This window comes from Candidatus Defluviibacterium haderslevense (assembly GCA_016712225.1).
Taxonomy (GTDB): Bacteria; Bacteroidota; Bacteroidia; order Chitinophagales; family Saprospiraceae; genus Vicinibacter; species Vicinibacter haderslevensis.
On sequence record JADJRL010000003.1, the window covers coordinates 209,835 to 228,765 of the forward strand.

An 18,931-nucleotide genomic window follows, 5' to 3' on the forward strand; every position below is an offset into this window, starting at 1 on the left:
ACCAATTTCCCTGTTCAAACCATAGGAATTTCATCATTATAATAAGGGCTTTAACCTCTTGAAGCCAGTACCCTTGTAGCGACATCTTTGCAATATTATTTTTTATTCATTTTAAAAACTATTTCATATGTGTAATGACTCTCATGTTTCCTTGGACGGAAATGATGTATTTCCGCCACTCCCCGAACCAGTTAACTCCACTGATGCCAATTCCGTCACTTCCGAATTGGCAGATGGCCTACCTCAACTGGATCCGGTTATAGGTCCACCTATTCAGTTTGTTTTTAAATCCTTAAAAGCCGGATGTTATTTGGTTAACTACAAACCATTGAACAATCCCCTCAAAGCCTTTGATGGAACAATTCGAGTGGAGGGACACACCAATGGCAAAACAGCAAGTGGTGATTTGTATAACAGACCTGTTCGAATTATCCCTCGCCCTTTTCCTCAACCTCCTATCATTGGTTTAGGTTCTGCCCCTAATCCTGCTCAGGGCATTCCCATTCTGCCTAGAAATCAATACACTTATTATATAAGAATCACGTCCATTCTTGAATTCGCCACTGCGTTAAATTCATTTAATCTGGGATACGAATTGTATAAATATACAGCTCCAAACACTTGGGTTAAAGAAGGATCCTTCACTGCAAAAATGGTATGGATGACCGCACCTCCGGGATATCCTTCACCTAAAAATTATTTAGAGGGCGATGTAAAAAACACAGCAGGAAATGTAGTCGGAAGATTAAAAATGGGTTGGATTTCCAATTATTTGAGAAAAGCCATCGTAGAAATAGATACGGTGAGTGGATCGGAAGCACCTCTGAATAATGCTGCAGGTGTTGATTGGACAACGGTCTTTAATGAAGTGGGTTGGGATGTACACACTTATTGCAGCAGCACTAATGTAGCACAAGCCAGCGGAAATTCTTGGTCTGATGCAGAAATGCACACAGCCATGTTAGCTAAAAGGGATGCAGCAAATCTCGACAAAGAATGGCGATATCACATCTTATCTGTCAAAAATTTAGATTCGACCCCAAGAGGCATCATGTATGATAATGGTGGAACCGATTCCAACAATATCCCACGTGAAGGTATCGGAATAGCCAGCCACTGGACCATTCCAAACACAGCTGAATGGGGATTGGTGGCAGGTCAACGCTCTGGTGCTTCAGCAAAAACATTTTTCAGAACCGCAGTGCATGAGATAGGACATGCCATGGGCTTACTACATAATACGGTTAATAATGGATTTATGAATACCACAGATGTAATTGCTGCTAGTGCAACCCCTCCGGCGAATCCATTTCCGAATAATGTTATTTTTTCATACGCAGATGATGACAAAAGAAGATTGCGCCATTATCCTGATATACATGTTCGTCCAGGTGGAACAGCGTTCGGAGCAGCGAGCATGTCCAATCCATTGATTTCTCCATTAGATGAGTCATTCAATTTAGATGGCCTTCAATTTACGGTTACACCCTTATTAGAAACCATTCCATTAGGTGCACCAGTTCGTGTTCATATTGAATTAAAAAATGGAATGGATCAGGATCTATTACTTCCTTCAAACTTAACATTAAAAGGCGGAAATATTAAAGGAACTGTTGTTGGATCCAATGGACAGGTAAGAACTTTTTCTCCAATAATTATTTGTATGGATGATGAGCAACTGGAAATTTTAAAAGTTGGAAAATCAATCCAATCAGATCTTACTCTATTAAGAGGTAAAGAAGGTGCCTTATTTCCAAATGCCGGCATGTATACCATTCAGGTTATTTTGCATTGGGATGTTGATGGATTTCCAGTAGAAATCAAATCAAGTGCTACGGTAATGGTTACTCCTGTAGTCGATGAAGCGCATGCTATTGCTGCTATGAAAACTTTATCTACACCAGATCTTTTATTAACGCTTGCATTTGGTGGTGATCATTTAAAAGATGGTGTTGAAGCGCTGCATGTAGCTTTGAAAAACAAAACTTTAAGGCCACATTTTTCATATTCTGAATCTAAGCGAATTGCAAAGCCTTACTTCAAACGCAAAGCTGATCTTAAGAAAGCAGCTGAAATGATAACTACAGATACGGTAATGTCCAAAACAGAAGTATCGAAAGCAAAAATACTGTTCAAAGATTTAGAAGCTCCTGCAAAAAAATCAGTGAACTCGATACTTGATGCAAAATAAAAGTTTAGAAATAATTATCGTTTTGTTTGTTAAAATTAGTGTTATTTTGGTGTAACTATTCAGGTCTAAGCCCAGTAGGGGCGACCCATTTGTTGCGACGGATAAAATCCGTAGCTAAAAGTAAATAGATAATGTTTTTGGTAACATTTTTGCCTGATTTTGCAAAAATGATGACAAAAATATAACGTACTTATTGTGACCTGAAAAGTTACATTTTGGGTGCAGTATAAAGTTGTACTGCACCTCTAAATAACATGCCACTTAAAGAAATTCTTATGAGTACTACACATATAAAATCAATAGTCGGAGTTTGGACCAAAACTTCTAATGAAACATCCGAACATAACTATCCGGAGAAAATTAGCTTTACAGAAAATGGACTATTCCATGCTATTGACAAACCTGAATCAATCTTCTATATTTGGGATGTTGGCACTTTTGAATTCAAAGGAAAATCGAAAATATTAATTTCATGTGCGAATGATAAAATCATAGCATATGGAATTAAATTTTCAAAAGACAAACAAGATATTACAATCATTGATGAGCATCAAAGCAAGATTCAATATCACAAATCCAACTAAGATTTATTTCTGATTTAGTTAATCCTTTTATTGCATTTCATTAAGGCTGTAAGTTCAGAACTTATTGCCCTGTTCAAGAATATATGATCATCCATTGCCCAAATTAGTAAATTAAAATCGAGTAAAAATATATAAGCATAAGTAGTTATAGAAATTCGAGTCGGCCTTAAGATGAACGAACTAAAAGATCTCGTCATACCGACGAGATGTTTTAGTGAAGTGAACCTAAATAATTGGCGAAGTCCTCGTAGCCTATTATTTAGGCATGGAGAATGAATAATTTTTGGTTTCTCTCAGCCTGATACAGGCTTCGGTTCATTCGTTAATTTGTGATTTTGGATCACAAATTTCTTGCTGATGCAAGATCACTCAATCATTTTTCATGAAAAAAGAACAAAAAGTTTTTAAACAATACGAAAATTAAAAGTTAGCAGAATGTCATATAACCAAGATAATTTTTCAACCCTTTATAGTTTGCAAAAGCAAGGAATTATGAGATTGATAACAGATTTAGAAATCCTTTTGAATTAAACAGTATTTTTTCTTAAACCATAATTTATTCATTTTTAAAAAATCATATTATGAAACTTAAAGTAACCATCGACATCTTTAGTGGTCGACCCAACCCATTTCGAATTATTGAAGGAAGTGAAGCTAAAAAATTGCTCCAACAAATTCAACTCAATGCCTCATTAACTGACAATACTACACAAAAAGAGCCTGAACACTTAGGCTATAGAGGTATTATCGTGGATCAATTAGATGGTGCTGCAACTGATTTTCCAGATCACTTTAGAATCACGCCGGACCAACTATTCTCAGGAGATCAACATGCAGATGCCGATTCAGAAACATTTGAATCAAGCATCATAGATGCTATTTCTAAATTCAAAGGCACTGGAAATAAAAAAGATTTTAAAACCATGTTGCTTTCAGAAATGTCACAATTCAAAGATTTCAATGATGCTATTTTGAGAGCGCTTGTTATCCCACCTGTCCTCTTTCCACCAGTCAATCCATGTCAATGTGCACCTTTACCAGACATTGCTTGGTGGAATGATGCCGGACCGCGACAAAGCGGAAACAACTGTTACAATTATGCTACCAATTATCGGACAGACACTTTCGCACAACCGGGCAGAGCAGCAGGATTACAATACACTTCTTTATCCGGTTGCACTGTAGCAGCAGGTCAACGTAGTGCCAAGATGGGAGCAGTTGCCGATGCTTTAATTGATACGCCACTGGCCAATAACGCATGTCCAAGTACTGGTCATTTGGTAGCACTGGTTATTGCCCCGGGATTTGATTACCATTGGTACCGAAAAGGCAAAGATGGTAAATGGAGTCACAAACCTGGCGGAACAAAAGCAACTTTATTAGACAATGCAGGACATTTTATTTTAGATCCAAGATCAGCCAATAGAGGTATGTACACTCAATTTTGTACCTTTATGCAAGTACTTCATGGACATACTAAGATCAAATAATAAATGGCATTGTTCGCTGCTAATTTTCTCAGGCAGACCAGATCCCCAATGGATTCCAAAATCATCCTTGGTCGATAAATTATTAACCATTGCAGACTGCGCTCCTATATCCAACACGAATGTTGAACAAGTTTCAATACTTGGATATAGGGGCGTTGTTCTTGCATCTGAAACTTTATCGATTACAGCATTCAAAGGATATTTATATTTAACTACTGCTCATGAATCAGAAATTAGAATTGACCTGCATCAAGCATTTGAAAAATTGATATTAAATGATATACCAAAAAAATATAAACATCTACCATTGAATGAATAGCAATATGTATAACCAACATATAAAAAAAATAAATTACCAATACTGGTTAAAGCCCTGTAGGGGCGATCAATTTTTAGCGACGGATAAAATCCGTCGCTAAAAATTAATAGTTATTGTTTTTGGCGGCATTTTTGCTTGATTTTGCAAAAATGATGACAAAAACATTCCGTTCTTATTGAGATATGAATAATTACAAAATAGTAAAATCATTTAATTGATGAATGACACTTGGACCGATCGCTGGAATGAAAGATATAGTAGCCATGACTTTGCTTATGGAACATCTCCCAATCTGTTTTTCAAAGAAGAAATCACAAAATTACCTGTAGGCACTATACTCTTTCCTGCAGAAGGTGAAGGTCGAAATGCAGTATTTGCAGCTTCATTAGGTTGGCATACTGTTGCCTTTGACATTAGTATGGAAGGAAAAAACAAAGCTATGCGACTCGCAGAATCCTGCAACGTAAGTATCGATTACCAAGTGGGCTTATTGGAAAACATGAATTATCATAACGAACAATTTGATGTGATCGCCCTAATCTATGCTCACTTTCCTGCCGACATCAAATCTAAGTATCACAAAACACTCAGCTCATACTTAAAAAAAGATGGCATCATTATTTTCGAAGCTTTTAGTAAAAAACATCTTGACTATATACAAAAAAATGAAAAAGTAGGTGGGCCCAGAGATATAGACCAATTGTTTTCAATGGACGAAATACAATCCGATTTTGATTTGTATCATATTATTACCTTGGAAGAAAAGGAAATAGAATTACAGGAAGGACTGTTTCACAATGGAATAGGCTCTGTGATACGATTTGTTGGACAAAAAAAATAAGAAATTGGTATTTTTAAACAAGTTTTGGTATGTATCATTAATTTCTAAAAGCAATTAATTATTAACAGAAGTTTGCTTCACAATTTTTCCTAAAATATGAACATTTGGAAAATTATAACTATATGTTAGTAATTAAATAAAATGATCCTATATTTGTACGTATAAATATAATAAATGAGTACGTATGTTAATAAAACATGGATACCAAACTAACACTTAAGCTTGATAAACAAGTAATAATAAAAGCGAAACGATACGCACAAAAAAAGAAAATCAGCCTTTCGCAGGTCATTGAAAGTTATCTTGAAAAAATTACCGAATCAAGTCAAACGCCACAGGATGAAATAACTCCATTAGTCAAATCTTTAACGGGTTGCATTATTTTAACAAAAAAACTTGACTCGAAAAAAGTGTACAGGGATCACTTAACTAAAAAATACACATAATCATGTCCAAGTTTTTCATTGATACTGATGCTTGTCTGGACAAGCTTGCTAATCGTATGCCGTATTCTAACGCGGCACAACTACTTTTCTCTCAAGCTGACAAGGGTACAATTCAATTACATGTCTCAGCATTAACTTTTGCAAATCTAGACTATATTTTTGAAATCTACTTACAAAATACGTGATGTAAGAATTATTCTTTCCAAATTCAAAACACTAGTCAAAGTTCTTCCAGTCACTGGTAAAGTAATTGAACTAGCACTTACATCTGACTTTGTAGATTTTGAAGATGCCATCCAATATTATACATGTATTCAAGCAAGAATATCTACACTTTTAACCAGAAATCTCAAAGATTTTAAAAAAGCAAAAATCAATATTATGACCCCAGATATGTATCTTAAAACATAATTAGTACAATCATTTTTTGTATTTTACACCTAAATTACACTTTAAAATTTCATAATTTACAATATAATGCGCATTAACTTCTGGGAATTAAGCAGCGACTGGCATTCTGGTGGACACAACACTAAATACATTTAAACTAATTCTTTACCTGTCCTTTGTGTCCTTCAAGTGATACGTATATATAACTAGTGGCCATGAATCTGAAACCAGCCTCGACTTCAATCAAGCATTCGAAAAAATGATATTAAATGATCTACCAAAAAAATATAAACATTTAAATACACTTATGTGAAGAATAACTTTTAAAGTAAATTATACCAATAAATGTATAGTTATAAATTGGTTTCTATTCATCCATTTAGTCAAAATTCTAATTATATCATATACAGAATTGAAATAATAAAATAATATTTGTATTTTGCCATTCTTTATATTAGGTAAGCCTAAATCAAATTTTCAAATGTTATGCTAAACCACCTCATATCACTATTTTTATTATTGGCTATTTGGCCTAATTTCTTACTTTTTGGTCAAATCAATTACGAAGACAACTTAGATAAAGCCTTTGAGCAATCGCGAATACAAAATAAAAATCTACTTATAATCCGATATAATCAAGTATCAATTAATGGGAATGAAAATCATTCTTATAGTTCTGATGATTATATATTAGATTCACTTCTCAAGGATACCTCAATTATAAACTACATTAAATCAAATTTTATAGTTTACCATTTAAATAATGAATCCAATCAAAACAGTGATATATTATTCTATTCTCAATTTTTTTGTAATTACACTCCAAACTTGATCCTATTTACACCTGACAGTAGCCTTATTGATTTTAAAAATTCAATTTCTTTCGAATTCAAAATTGAAAATTTATTATCACTCTTAGATACAATACAATCAAAAAAAGAAGACCTAAGAATAAGATTAACATTAGAAGATAAATTTAAGAAAAATAACATTTCAGATCATGAACTATTTCAATTGATAACATTAAGGAATGAACTAAATATTAAATCAGTTGAATATTATAATCAATATGCATTAAGAAAAGTCGAATTAAATTCTGAATTTGCAAAGAACAATTTAAATCAGGATTTTAAAACAACAGATGCTATGGTTCCCTATTTTTTAGAATCAAACAAGCCTAATGATGAAAGTTGGGATTATTACAAAGTAGCACTAATTGGCTCAATTTTAGAAAGGGCAAAATCCAATACAGACAAATCAGAGTTCGAAAAAGCAACTTTTTTGTTTGAAGAACATACCAATAAATTAATGAAAAGCCAAGCAGAAAAGTATCCTCAATGGTCGAAATTAGACCCAGCCAATAATCAAATACTTCTTAAAGAAAATAATTTAGAAGATAGATTCAATTACTATCTTAGTATTTCAGATACCTCTAATATAATTAAATATGGAAATGAATTTGCGTCATTATTATACCAATCATACAATAAAAAACTTAAACAATTTATAAATTTAATTTTAGATGAAAATCTAAAAATTATAAAATCGATTCCATCCTATTCAGATTCAGAAAAATTAGCTAAAGAACAACAATATTTGAACAACAAACCGATATTAATAGAAAATGAAACCAATAAATATAATGAAAGAGTAGCTAAAAATTTAAATGAAATATCTTGGTCATACTATAAATATTCTAAGAACAATCATGAATTGAAAGATGCACTTACATGGTCAAAATTTTCTCTAAAATTGAATTCGACTTCTGAAAAATTAGATACATATGCACATTTATTATTCAAATTAGGCCATCAGAAGAAAGCTCTTAAATATCAAAACATGGCTATACAAATGGCACAACAAGAAGGAAAATATACTGAATATATTGATGGTCTAAAAACAGAATTAAATAAATACAATAATAAGTAAGACATTTAATATTTTTGAATTAAATTTAGATAAATTTCAAAATAAATAAAATCAATTAATAAATAGAAATAAATTTTCACATTAAGTATTTAAAAAATAAAATTGACAGGGCATTGTCCTTCGAAGCGTAAATAGTTAAATATTAATACAATGAATTACAAACTTAATATATTATTTGCAGTGTATAGCATATCAGTTGCTACATTTTATATTTCTCACGCCAATGCTCAAAGCGGAACTCTGGATTTAAGCTTTGGTGTTGATGGCTTTGTTATAACGAATTACGGAAAAAGAACCGACATTGCAAATGGAATGGTCATTCAACCAGATGGAAAAATCTTAGTTGTTGGAGGCACTTCAACTAATGGTAGTTCCCCTGATTTTGCTATGTCTCGCTATAATCCAAACGGAACTCTTGATAACAGTTTTGGCGTTGGAGGCATATTCCTTAAAAGTATTAATTCCCCAAATCAAATTACCAAAGCTGTTAATTTACAAAAAGATGGTAAAATTATTGTTGGTTTAGAAAATTCAAATTTAGAACGCTATTTAAGTAATGGCAAAATAGATAGTAGCTTTGGGATTTACGGAACTGTAATTCCAAAATTTCAAAAAAATATTATTTCAAGCTATTTGTCAACAATAATCACTCAGAGTGATGAAAAAATTATAACGGTCGGCTCGGCGAGAGATAGTCAATTTAACTGGATTGTATTAAATCGATACAACAGCAATGGTAGTTTAGATTCAAGTTTTGGCACTAATGGAATTTTAATAACAAATATTCGAGCATACAGTTTGGCCTATTCCGTCGATTTACAAATTGATAGAAAAATAATAATTTCAGGAGTAGATATGGTTAATAATAAATCAACCATTTTAATAATGCGATTCAGGACTGATGGAAATTTAGATAGTAGTTTTGGTATAAATGGAATATTGTCAACAAGTATAGGAACTAAACGGGATGCAGACTATACAATAAAAGTACAAACTGATGGATATATAGTAATTGCTGGCAATTCTGAAAATGAATCAGAACCTTTATATATTGCATTGCTCAGGATTAACAGCAATGGAAGCATTGACAGTACTTTTGGAACAAATGGCATTATCAAGACTTTAGTTAGTCCTAAGCAGAATACTCTTCTACGCTCAATGACGATTCAAAAAGATGGAAAAATTCTAGTTTCAGGAGTAAGTTTTATCAGTCCTAACTTTGTTTTATTTCTCCAAAGATTTAATAATAGTGGAACTATAGACAGTAGTTTTGGCGTAAATGGAACTGCTGCTTTATTTAATAATTCACTAGTGTTGAACCCCACTTCATTAGCTTTACAAAATGACGGAAAAATAGTATTATCTGGAAATCAAACACCACCAAGTAGTCCGTCAAGCTATGATATTTTTGTATTACGCCTTAACAATACAATAACTGGATTAAATGAAGAAAGCAAACAATTATTAGAACTTTGTGCAGCTCCTAATCCATTTCATTCTACATCATCCATTGATCTTAAACATACTTTAGAAAATGGCACTTTGATATTTTACAATATGTACGGGATAAAAGTTAAAACTATAAAAAATATTTCTGGCAAGACCTTAACAATTCAACGCGACCAATTATCTTCTGGAATTTATCACATTCAACTCTTTGAAAAAAATATGTTTATTGCTGAAGGCAAAATACTAATTAACAACTAGGCTTAATAAATTTTATGATCCAAATAAATATAAATCAAATTTATAGGTATTAATATAATAAACATAAAAAAATTTGTTTTGAATTTTCTCATATGATCAAATTCTGGGAAATTACTAGCGGCTGGCATACTAGTGGAGACATAACTCAATACATCTTAACTCATGGCTTACCTCTCCTTTGTCTCCTTCAAGTGATACTTCTGTTAATATCCATAAATTATCAGAACTACATTTATACAAATTTGCTAAAATATAATAAATGGATCATTGCAATTATTGGATTATTGCTATTTTTTAATTTAATGGAAAAAATAATATTTCTAAGGTATTACCACATACCCCTCCCAAATATTGAAAATACTTGGCTACTTTTTATATTCTATGTTTTTTCCAACATCATTATACCCATTTCCTTACTCGCATTTAGAAAATATTTGGATTTAAGAAAAAGCTTATTGCTTTACTCCATCCCAATAATATTTTTTATATTGAATGACTGGGTTGCAAAAATGTAATTAAAACATTTAAACGGTTGGACCAATTAACAAAATAATTCTTACCCATAATAGACAAATCCTCTATATCTTTTGAAAGTACCTATTTACGTTGGCTAAGCCAAAAATGCCATACCCATTTTTAATATTTTGGTGAACAATTATGGGTTCAGCAAATGGGTTGCCATCTGAATAATAAGATCGAGCCAATGAACTAAGATATAAATAAGCATCTCTTGAAAAATGATGTGCTTCAATAATTAATCCTACTACGTTCTGGGTGCTACCCCACCTACTTGGAAAAACTTCTAAACTTAAAGTATATTCTTTGCCATTGAATAATTCATCTTTAAATAATGCGAATGAGGAAAAGTCTATATCAAAAGCAGGATCACTTGATCCAATTGAATTCATCAAGGTATCAATACTTCCATTCTCTTCTACAATATACAAAACATTAAACCCATAGTAGTTTTTTTCATTGGGATTATCTTTAATTTTTATTTTGACAATATCAGGTTTATCAAAATTTGAACCTAATGATCTATTGGCTTGCTTTAAACTGGCTTCGATAATTTGAATTGAATCAGGCATTGTTTGTGTGCTTTCTAAATCTGTTGCGCCATTTATTTTTACCCGGATAGATAATATTTCACCAGCTGATATTGGCGAACCATTATAGTCAATTCCGTCCTGAGTTTGGACATTCCAATTTCTATTTAAGTTGCTGACTAGATAAAAATCTACTTTGTCAGAAAGTGGGATAACAGGTTTTAAAATACCTACCGTTTTTGAAATGTATCCCTGCTGAACTTTTGATTCGTTCGTCCAAAGACAAGTCACTGCATACCCAGGCGGGAATTCGTCGATTTCCACTTCAATTGTTTTATAAAAAAAACCATCGCATGAAGTAAAAATGAGTAATACAATGAACAAATGATATACCCTAAATAATTTAAAATTCATAGTTAAAATTTAAATTGATAAGAAATATTAGGAATCAGGGGTAATAGCGCCACCTGTTTAAAAACATCTCTATATTGACCATCAATGTATTCACGATCTGTAGTAATATAAAATGGATTGGCCCTTGCATAAGCATTGTACACTCCAAAAACTAAACCTGATTCATATCGTTTATGAAATCGCTTGTATTCAAAACTGAGGTCAAGACGATGATATGGCGGCATGGTGTATGCATTTTTTTCGCCTTGTATATGAATCTCGTCAACATATTGAGCAAAAGGATAAATTCCATTGTACTTTAAAATAGGAAGTGTGATTGCATTTCCAGTTGCATATTGCCAGGATCCTGAGACATGCCATTTTTTTGAAATCTGGTAAGAGGCCACCAATTCAAAATCATGTCGTCTGTCATATTTGAATCTAAATGTCTTTCCGCCATTAATATCATCAAAATTTCTATCGTTCCATGATAAAGTATACCCGATCCACCCATTAAATTTGCCTTTCTTTTTTTGTACAAAAAACTCGAAACCATAAGCTTCACCTTTGCCTTGTAATACTTTATCTTCCCAATTTGTACTTATACCAATAAAGCTTGCTCCTTCCTTATAAGATAATACATTATTCATTTTTTTATAATAGGCTTCCACACTACATTCGTAATCATTCCCAAAAATTTTGACCAAACCTGCGGCGAGTTGACTTGAATTTTGTGGAACGATTCTTTTGGTACTAGGTACCCATAAATCTGAAGGAAGGCCTGAACCTTCATTTGTCAATAAATTTATATATTGAGTCATTGTAGCAAAACTCAATTTTGCAGTATATCCTCCGCCTAACAAATATCTCGCAGAAAATCTGGGTTGTAATGAAGTAAATAATTTATGCTGAACCGAAAAGGAACTGGCGTGAATTCCGGCATTAATTCCTAATGCACCCATTCTTATATCGTCCTCAAAGTATAATGCACTTTCAAGACTACTTATGTTTGGACTGCCAAAAGTTGTATCAATATTTGAACTAATATCGGATTTAAATTGGGTGGCTCCCGGAGAATATTTATGATTTATAATCTGGCCTCCAAATTTAAACCAGTGGTTAGGTGAATACACATAATCCATATCTAATTTTGCTCCCAGATCTTCAATTCCGCTAAAGTACAGCGCAGAAAAACTTTCAATTTGATTATTGGTCTTTTCTTCCAATGAGGCCCGAAAGTTAAAACGATATCGGCTATAAGTTAAAGTTGTATTCGCAAACCATTTCGGAGAAAGAATATAATTCCACCTCAATGCCGAAGTAATATTTCCCCAATCTACCCCAGCTTTTGTTTTTGAATAATCATTCCCATGTTCTACATCCTTTATTCCCAATGAAAAAAGATCTTCTCCGGAATAGACACTACCAAACAATCGATGTTTAGAATTAATAGTATAATTTACCTTTGCATTCAGGTCGTAAAAATGCATCCCCAAGTCAATCTCCTCTCCAGGCTCTGCAGCTCTTTTGATCAATGGCTTGGCAATTACATCAAGATATGTTCTCCTACCAGAAATCATGAAAGAAGCTTTATTCTTTATTATAGGACCTTCAAGAGTTAATCTAGATGAAAGGATTCCTAAACCGCCTTCACCATGAAATTTATTATCATTTCCTTCTTTCATTCCAATTTCTAAAACAGATGACAAGCGACCACCAAATCTAGCCGGGAAACCTCCTTTCGTTAAACTAACATTTTTTAAAGCATCTGCATTAAAGACTGAAAATATCCCACCTAAATGATAAACATTATATACCGGTACGCCATCTAATAAAATTAAATTTTGATCCGGACTTCCTCCCCTTACATATAATCCTGCTGTGCCTTCACTGCCACCACTTACACCTGGCAATAGTTGGAGCGACTTTAGAATATCCACCTCACCAAATAAAGCGGGTAACTTCTTGATTTGGTCAATGGGCACATCAATAGTACTCATTCTGGTGGTTTGATCTATCCTTTCGATTCGACTTGCTGTTACTTCTACTTCTTTCAATTCCAAGCCCTGAGCCAACTTTACGTTTAGGGTAGTATCTTTTGTTAATTCAAATGATAAAATTTCGTCCAGATAGCCAAGACATGTAACACGAATTCTAACTGTTGCAGGCTTTAGAGATAATGAATAAAATCCATAAACATTGCTATTGGTCCCTTCAAGGGAATTTAGATCATACACAGTAGCCGAAAGCAACGATTCACCTGAACTTAAATCGCTTACTGTACCATGAATAGTATACCGTTGGGCATTTGAGGGTAAATAATAAATCAAGACCAGCCCCAGGCAAAAAATATAGCGCATATAAATTGATAATTAATACTTGATTGAATCAAATCACAACGAACAAAATATAACAATATTGCCATTATGATTACACATAATAATAAATACTGCACAAAGATTATAATGTGGTTAAATCGTCATTATAGTTTAATACCCTCTATTTAAATATAACATCAGAATAGTACAATCCTACACTATCACTCTTCGAATAGCTATTTAAATTAATTAAACTAGCCATTCTTGTGTTAGGGTTCCTATCGACACAATCTGATGTAATATATTTCTCCAATACTCCTAAATATTTAATGTAAAAAATAGTTTCCTGACAAATTTTAATCACTTCTTGGACATTGTCCCACTCTATGTAAATATCTGGATTGCCTTGAATATTAATTCTATTATTGCTGCCAATTGTAATCGGAATATTTCCATATTCTAAAGAAGTATTTGTTATCCCAAAACCAACTCGCAATGAATCATTTTGAATAAACTCAAATGATTCAATATGTTCAACATCAGTAAATAGTAATTTGATAAAACCAAGTATGAATGAATCTGTTACTTCTTTATAAGATCCTTCATATCGATCTATATTTCTAAAAGCGTGATTCTCTTCAATAAGAAATAAATTACTATTGATCATTTTAATTTGATTAAAATGAAATACCTTACCATAAGGTAAAAGCTTCGGATCATCAGGATTACAGCTACTTACAATCAATATTAATGAGATCACAACCCAACCAACATTTAGAAATTTTTGAAACATAATTTAGTAGTTATTATTATTTAATATGATGCACTAAGATAATCATTTTAATTTATAATGCATACTTTTATAATTTTATTTATCAATCATTCAAATAATAAACACATTATTGGCAACAAGAAAAAAATATTTTGCTTCAATGCATAGCTTTATGGCATATTTATAAAAATTAATAAACATTTATAGGTCAAATTTAATGTTTGCTTTCAAATCATTAAAAAATAGCCTTCCTCAATAAATTCAATTCCGCAATTACATTCATCGAAAGCAAATTCATTTGGATCTACAAAATCAGGAATTATTAAAATATTGATACCCAATCCTATGACATGAATATATACCGTTATAAAAATAAATAAATTTTGCACCTTAAAAGCTAGTTAATAAGGTGCAAAATACGCAAAAAATAAGATACCTAATCGTATTTACTCAGTAATTGAAAACGCTATCAGCGAAATCTTAAAATAATTAATCCTGCATTGTCTTTGAAAGACCAAAATAATGAATGTTCAGTCTCATGACAGTTACCTTCCTAATTACAGTAAAAACAAATGTTATAGCAATAACTTATGGTACTACACGAAAACAAAATCCACCTTTATCATAAAAAAGCCAATTTGGTGAATTTGCATCTATTTTATTGTATAAAGTATCCTCACTTTCTTTTAGTAACTCTATATTGCCATTCTTTCCTGAATTCATATCTACACCAACAGTATAATAAACATGCCTGCATCTCCCTGGAAAATTTTCCCAAATTCCACATTTTTGAGTTAGAAAGTAATTTCCAGGATATTTAGGAATTAAAATATATTCTAATGTAAATGAATCATTAAGGAAAGCATATTGACCTTCTAGTAAGCTTTGCCCTTTCGATAAAATATATTCTTTATAATTTGGAGAATAACTGTAAAATATAAAATAGTCTGAAATCTTACTCCTACCGATTGTATCAAGGAAATCTATAACAGTGTTTGGTATAAAATCTATTTTACTCATATCATAATTCATATCAGTGTGAATTTCATGAACATTTTTTTCAAATTTAGAAACAAATCTAATTGTGTCTCCAATATGGTATTCTAATTGATATGGAATGATTTCCGCAGGCACATGAAATCTTTGAGGACACTCTTCATTACATTGCATACTGATTGTTGTTACAAATATAATACAAACTAATAAAAACTTTATCTGATTCATTTTTTTAGAAATTGCATTTTGGAAAAGTCAATTATTTGAAAATTCCGTACTATAGTATTTGCTTTCATAAATATTGTATTGATAGATTTAATAGATTAAGCTATGGTACTACACGAAAACAAAATCCACCTTTATCATAAAAAAGCCAATTTGGTGAATTTGCATCTATTGTATTATATAAAGTATCCTTGCTCTCTTTGAGTAGCTGAATATTGCCGTTCTTTCCAGCATTCATATTAACCCTCACATAATATCCTACCCTTCTGCAAAATCCTGGGAAAGATTGGTTGTTATCACCAGGGCCTATGCCACATTTTTGTGATAAAAAATAATTTCCAGCATATTTAGGAATTAAAATAAATTCTAAGTAATATGTATCTTGCTTGTAAGTGTATTCTCCCTCAAGTAAGCTATAACCTTTTGATAAAATATATTCCTTATAATTTGAATTACTTATAAACTTAAAATAGTTCGTTATTTTACTAAATCCAATAGTGTCCAATAAATCAACAACAGTATTTGGGTGCCAATTAATGTTATTCATATCAAACTGTCGACCAGTAGATTTGTCGAGGACCATTCTGTGAAATTTTGAAACCATACGAATAGTATCACCCACCTTATATTCTAATTGATAAGGTATAATTTGCGCAGGAACATGAAAGTCATCTGGACAATCATCTCTATCAAAGCAGTTTATACCAGATAAAAGAATGAAAAATAGAAGACAGATTAAAGGAAAATTATTTTCTTTCATAATTCAAAAATAAATGTGGAGGAAGCAAACTTTTTGTCACTTCCTCCTAATTATTAATTAATAACTATTGGCTAAGTTAACAATTCTGGTCTCCAAATCTATGTTTCCATTTGCATAAGTGTAAATAAATTTCAGAATAAATTTATTTGGAGAATCTGTATCTCCATCTAAAAAATTAAACATTTGATTTTCATTAAAACCTTCTACTTGGTCATCAATAGGGCCACAAGCATTACCTTCTAAATCACAAGCAGATTCATTTGGACGAATGCCATCTTTCAGATCATGATAAAGACCCTCTGGGATTCCATTGTTTTGATGATTTAATCTTGTTTCTTCAATAAAATCGTTCCAGTTTCTACCTCTCCAACTGGAATTTTTTCCAGAGTATGTTAAATGGGCGAAAGTATTTTCAATGTGAGCAGCCCATGATTCTGATATTGTTATATGTCCTTGATGAATACCACCATTGTCCTTGTATGTATCATCAAAAGGAGGAATAGACCCATTGTGTGCTTCTTGTCTGATCAGATTTAACCAAAAATTATCTCCGGCTAAGGTAAAATGCGATGCATGTGCTAATTCATGATAGGATAATCTTTTAAGAATATCAGAATTACGAAAATCAATCCCAATCTGAACGTCTGGTAAAAATAACCCTGAACTAGGAGGTAGATGAATTATATCATGTAAAGCATCTTGGAAAAACCCGGAATTTCCAATAGCAGCAATAATATTACCATTCCCCAGATAGGTATTCATTAGGGATATCCCATCTCGTCTATTTCTTGCAACATTAATATCTAACCAAGGTGGTGTATTGATTCCCAATGTAGCAGCATACCGATGAAAATCATGAAGCGCATTATTAACCGTAGAAGCTCCCCAATGAAGATGGGCAGCAGAACCTCGATCCGTCCATATAGGATATTCTACCCTGATATTATTCACTTTTGGACCTCTTAATGCTCCTACATAATGGGTCATTGTGAATTGCCAATCGTAAAAAAATCTCCAAAACCCTTGCCGCGCGCCCCTGATTCTGGTAATATCTGATTTCCATCTCACCCACATCCATGTCTTACCATATTGCTTATTATTTATTTTCCAACAACCATTTACATCAGTTTGAGTATCCCATACACCGAACCATCCATCCCAGATTACAACTTTTACATCTTCAACACCTTCAAATTGTTCATGCTGAATATCTTGAACTCTTACACAACCTCCTGGTTTGAGCTGCTCTTTATATACCCAACAATTACAGAATTGGACTTCATCAGGATGTGGATTTGGATCACCTCCCCCAGTCCCACCACCTGGATCTCCATGTGGGCAATTTACTTCAGCACCACAAGGTATTGTTACATTAATTAAGCATTCTGGATAATTAGGACATTCCGGACAACAGTTGTCATCCTTAATGTACTCAGGATTATCCCCGATATCGTATGGATTTCCAGTAATTCTAAAAGCTTCCTTTACTAACAGCGTATTCATTGGGATAATGACTAAGGAACTAATAATTTGAAATCCTGAAATTGGTGAAGTAAAATCTGGAGAAACAACTGCCCACAAATCAGGAATACTTGTTGGACTTTCTTTTCCAGGTTGGATATAATAATCTCCCATTTCGATAACTTCTCTATCTAATGGAAAATCAAATAACATGAGTCCAGTTTGATCTAACAGATTTAAATCTTGTGGATTCTGAGGTGAGAATTTAACATATAAGTGAGTTGGATTTAAACTTGCTCTTTGCATGTTAGGGTAGAGATTATTCCAAGCTTGAGTCATTACCTGCACAGTATAAGGGTTAACTCTTACATTTCCCAGAGTGGTAATCGAAGGTATTGTATCTTCGGGGTTCCCAATACGAGAAATCTCTTCATTTGGATCATCAGTTCGATTGTCAAGATTTAAACTTTGACTAAAATCTAATGATTCCTTCTTACAAGAATAAAAAAGTAATGTAGTCACAATAGACAAAAATAAAAAAAAATACTTTAATGTGTTCATAAATTTAAATTTATGTTAGGTGTTATCTTGACTAACCCGTTCAGATTTGGGCCATACTCATTTTGTTTAAGGTGTCACTTTCTGGTTTTGAACACCGTTAGTTTAACATTTTATAAATAAGTAAAGTAGCGAATTTTAAATTACACCATATACAGGTTCTTTTTTATCTAGTTAGGTTTTTGATCATATTTCCTATCTTCGGTCTTATAAATGTTTTCCTTCAATATAGTATTTATATCATTTTTATAATTTAAAAGGACATTTCTTTATTAATTCCTTACTTAATTTCGAGAAATAATATATTTATGCTCTTTAAAAAACGATTAAAATTCTATTCTTTATTGGATTTCAAGTATTTTAATGTTCAATTCTAATCCTTTAATAGCTTAAGCCAAAGATCAAATATTAACTTGTAATTGTCAAGACCTTTCGTACCAACGCAGGGAACTTTTAAACGAACGTATGATTTTGACCTAAAATTGGAAGCAATACTTCATCTAAA

At 32.3% G+C, this 18,931-nt stretch carries 16 protein-coding genes; 9 read left to right on the plus strand and 7 right to left on the minus strand.

The features are described from left to right. Positions 1 to 226: 226 nt before the first annotated feature. The 9 genes from IPK88_01195 (at position 227) to IPK88_01235 (ending at position 9,897) form a co-directional block, all read left to right on the plus strand. Positions 227 to 2,191 (plus strand): hypothetical protein, encoded by a 1,965-nt coding sequence (locus IPK88_01195; protein MBK8242013.1) that lies wholly within the window; start codon positions 227 to 229, stop codon positions 2,189 to 2,191. 275 nt (positions 2,192 to 2,466) lie between these two features. Continuing rightward, positions 2,467 to 2,775, plus strand: coding sequence for a hypothetical protein (locus IPK88_01200; protein MBK8242014.1), 309 nt, complete (start codon positions 2,467 to 2,469; stop codon positions 2,773 to 2,775). A gap of 581 nt (positions 2,776 to 3,356) precedes the next feature. Beyond that, complete coding sequence (locus IPK88_01205; GenBank protein ID MBK8242015.1) at positions 3,357 to 4,265, plus strand: hypothetical protein; 909 nt, start codon at positions 3,357 to 3,359, stop codon at positions 4,263 to 4,265. After that, complete coding sequence (locus tag IPK88_01210; GenBank protein MBK8242016.1) at positions 4,243 to 4,584, plus strand: hypothetical protein; 342 nt, start codon at positions 4,243 to 4,245, stop codon at positions 4,582 to 4,584. The genes IPK88_01205 and IPK88_01210 overlap by 23 nt, the downstream gene beginning before the upstream one ends. A 217-nt stretch (positions 4,585 to 4,801) precedes the next feature. Further along, on the plus strand, positions 4,802 to 5,425 hold the full coding sequence (locus IPK88_01215; protein MBK8242017.1) for a class I SAM-dependent methyltransferase: 624 nt from the start codon (positions 4,802 to 4,804) through the stop codon (positions 5,423 to 5,425). A 197-nt stretch (positions 5,426 to 5,622) separates the two neighbouring features. Then, positions 5,623 to 5,871, plus strand: coding sequence for a hypothetical protein (locus tag IPK88_01220; GenBank protein ID MBK8242018.1), 249 nt, complete (start codon positions 5,623 to 5,625; stop codon positions 5,869 to 5,871). A 159-nt stretch (positions 5,872 to 6,030) separates the two neighbouring features. After that, complete coding sequence (locus tag IPK88_01225; protein ID MBK8242019.1) at positions 6,031 to 6,282, plus strand: hypothetical protein; 252 nt, start codon at positions 6,031 to 6,033, stop codon at positions 6,280 to 6,282. Between the two features lie 465 nt (positions 6,283 to 6,747). Beyond that, complete coding sequence (locus IPK88_01230) at positions 6,748 to 8,190, plus strand: hypothetical protein (GenBank protein MBK8242020.1); 1,443 nt, start codon at positions 6,748 to 6,750, stop codon at positions 8,188 to 8,190. Positions 8,191 to 8,340: 150 nt separating this feature from the next. After that, entirely contained in the window at positions 8,341 to 9,897 is a 1,557-nt protein-coding gene (locus IPK88_01235; GenBank protein MBK8242021.1) for a hypothetical protein, read from the plus strand. Between the two features lie 578 nt (positions 9,898 to 10,475). Here the strand turns inward: IPK88_01235 and IPK88_01240 are convergent. The 7 genes from IPK88_01240 to IPK88_01270 form a co-directional block, all read right to left on the minus strand. Further along, positions 10,476 to 11,357 carry a DUF4249 domain-containing protein gene (locus tag IPK88_01240; protein MBK8242022.1) on the minus strand — a complete coding sequence of 294 codons (882 nt, stop codon included), beginning with the start codon at positions 11,355 to 11,357 and terminating at the stop codon, positions 10,476 to 10,478. Positions 11,358 to 11,359: 2 nt separating this feature from the next. After that, the gene (locus IPK88_01245) at positions 11,360 to 13,696 is read right to left on the minus strand and encodes a TonB-dependent receptor plug domain-containing protein (GenBank protein ID MBK8242023.1); all 2,337 of its coding nucleotides are present in this window, start codon (positions 13,694 to 13,696) and stop codon (positions 11,360 to 11,362) included. A gap of 139 nt (positions 13,697 to 13,835) precedes the next feature. Then, positions 13,836 to 14,447, minus strand: a complete 612-nt coding sequence (locus IPK88_01250; GenBank protein MBK8242024.1) for a hypothetical protein — start codon at positions 14,445 to 14,447, stop codon at positions 13,836 to 13,838. 206 nt (positions 14,448 to 14,653) lie between these two features. Beyond that, entirely contained in the window at positions 14,654 to 14,815 is a 162-nt protein-coding gene (locus tag IPK88_01255; GenBank protein ID MBK8242025.1) for a hypothetical protein, read from the minus strand. Positions 14,816 to 15,014: 199 nt separating this feature from the next. Further along, entirely contained in the window at positions 15,015 to 15,650 is a 636-nt protein-coding gene (locus tag IPK88_01260; GenBank protein MBK8242026.1) for a hypothetical protein, read from the minus strand. A gap of 100 nt (positions 15,651 to 15,750) precedes the next feature. After that, positions 15,751 to 16,407, minus strand: a complete 657-nt coding sequence (locus IPK88_01265) for a hypothetical protein (GenBank protein ID MBK8242027.1) — start codon at positions 16,405 to 16,407, stop codon at positions 15,751 to 15,753. Positions 16,408 to 16,464: 57 nt separating this feature from the next. Then, positions 16,465 to 18,429 carry a hypothetical protein gene (locus IPK88_01270; protein MBK8242028.1) on the minus strand — a complete coding sequence of 655 codons (1,965 nt, stop codon included), beginning with the start codon at positions 18,427 to 18,429 and terminating at the stop codon, positions 16,465 to 16,467. Positions 18,430 to 18,931: the final 502 nt, after the last annotated feature.

Excerpts from the sequence above, each read along its gene's own strand:
- IPK88_01240 (MBK8242022.1), bottom strand. The coding sequence starts at position 11,357 with ATGAATTTTAAATTATTTAGGGTATATCATTTGTTCATTGTATTACTC.
- IPK88_01205 (MBK8242015.1), top strand. The coding sequence starts at position 3,357 with ATGAAACTTAAAGTAACCATCGACATCTTTAGTGGTCGACCCAACCCA.
- IPK88_01235 (MBK8242021.1), top strand. The coding sequence starts at position 8,341 with ATGAATTACAAACTTAATATATTATTTGCAGTGTATAGCATATCAGTT.
- IPK88_01230 (MBK8242020.1), top strand. The coding sequence starts at position 6,748 with ATGCTAAACCACCTCATATCACTATTTTTATTATTGGCTATTTGGCCT.
- IPK88_01265 (MBK8242027.1), bottom strand. The coding sequence starts at position 16,407 with ATGAAAGAAAATAATTTTCCTTTAATCTGTCTTCTATTTTTCATTCTT.
- IPK88_01220 (MBK8242018.1), top strand. The coding sequence starts at position 5,623 with ATGGATACCAAACTAACACTTAAGCTTGATAAACAAGTAATAATAAAA.
- IPK88_01260 (MBK8242026.1), bottom strand. The coding sequence starts at position 15,650 with ATGAATCAGATAAAGTTTTTATTAGTTTGTATTATATTTGTAACAACA.
- IPK88_01210 (MBK8242016.1), top strand. The coding sequence starts at position 4,243 with ATGGACATACTAAGATCAAATAATAAATGGCATTGTTCGCTGCTAATT.
- IPK88_01215 (MBK8242017.1), top strand. The coding sequence starts at position 4,802 with ATGAATGACACTTGGACCGATCGCTGGAATGAAAGATATAGTAGCCAT.
- IPK88_01200 (MBK8242014.1), top strand. The coding sequence starts at position 2,467 with ATGAGTACTACACATATAAAATCAATAGTCGGAGTTTGGACCAAAACT.
- IPK88_01250 (MBK8242024.1), bottom strand. The coding sequence starts at position 14,447 with ATGTTTCAAAAATTTCTAAATGTTGGTTGGGTTGTGATCTCATTAATA.
- IPK88_01245 (MBK8242023.1), bottom strand. The coding sequence starts at position 13,696 with ATGCGCTATATTTTTTGCCTGGGGCTGGTCTTGATTTATTATTTACCC.
- IPK88_01270 (MBK8242028.1), bottom strand. The coding sequence starts at position 18,429 with ATGAACACATTAAAGTATTTTTTTTTATTTTTGTCTATTGTGACTACA.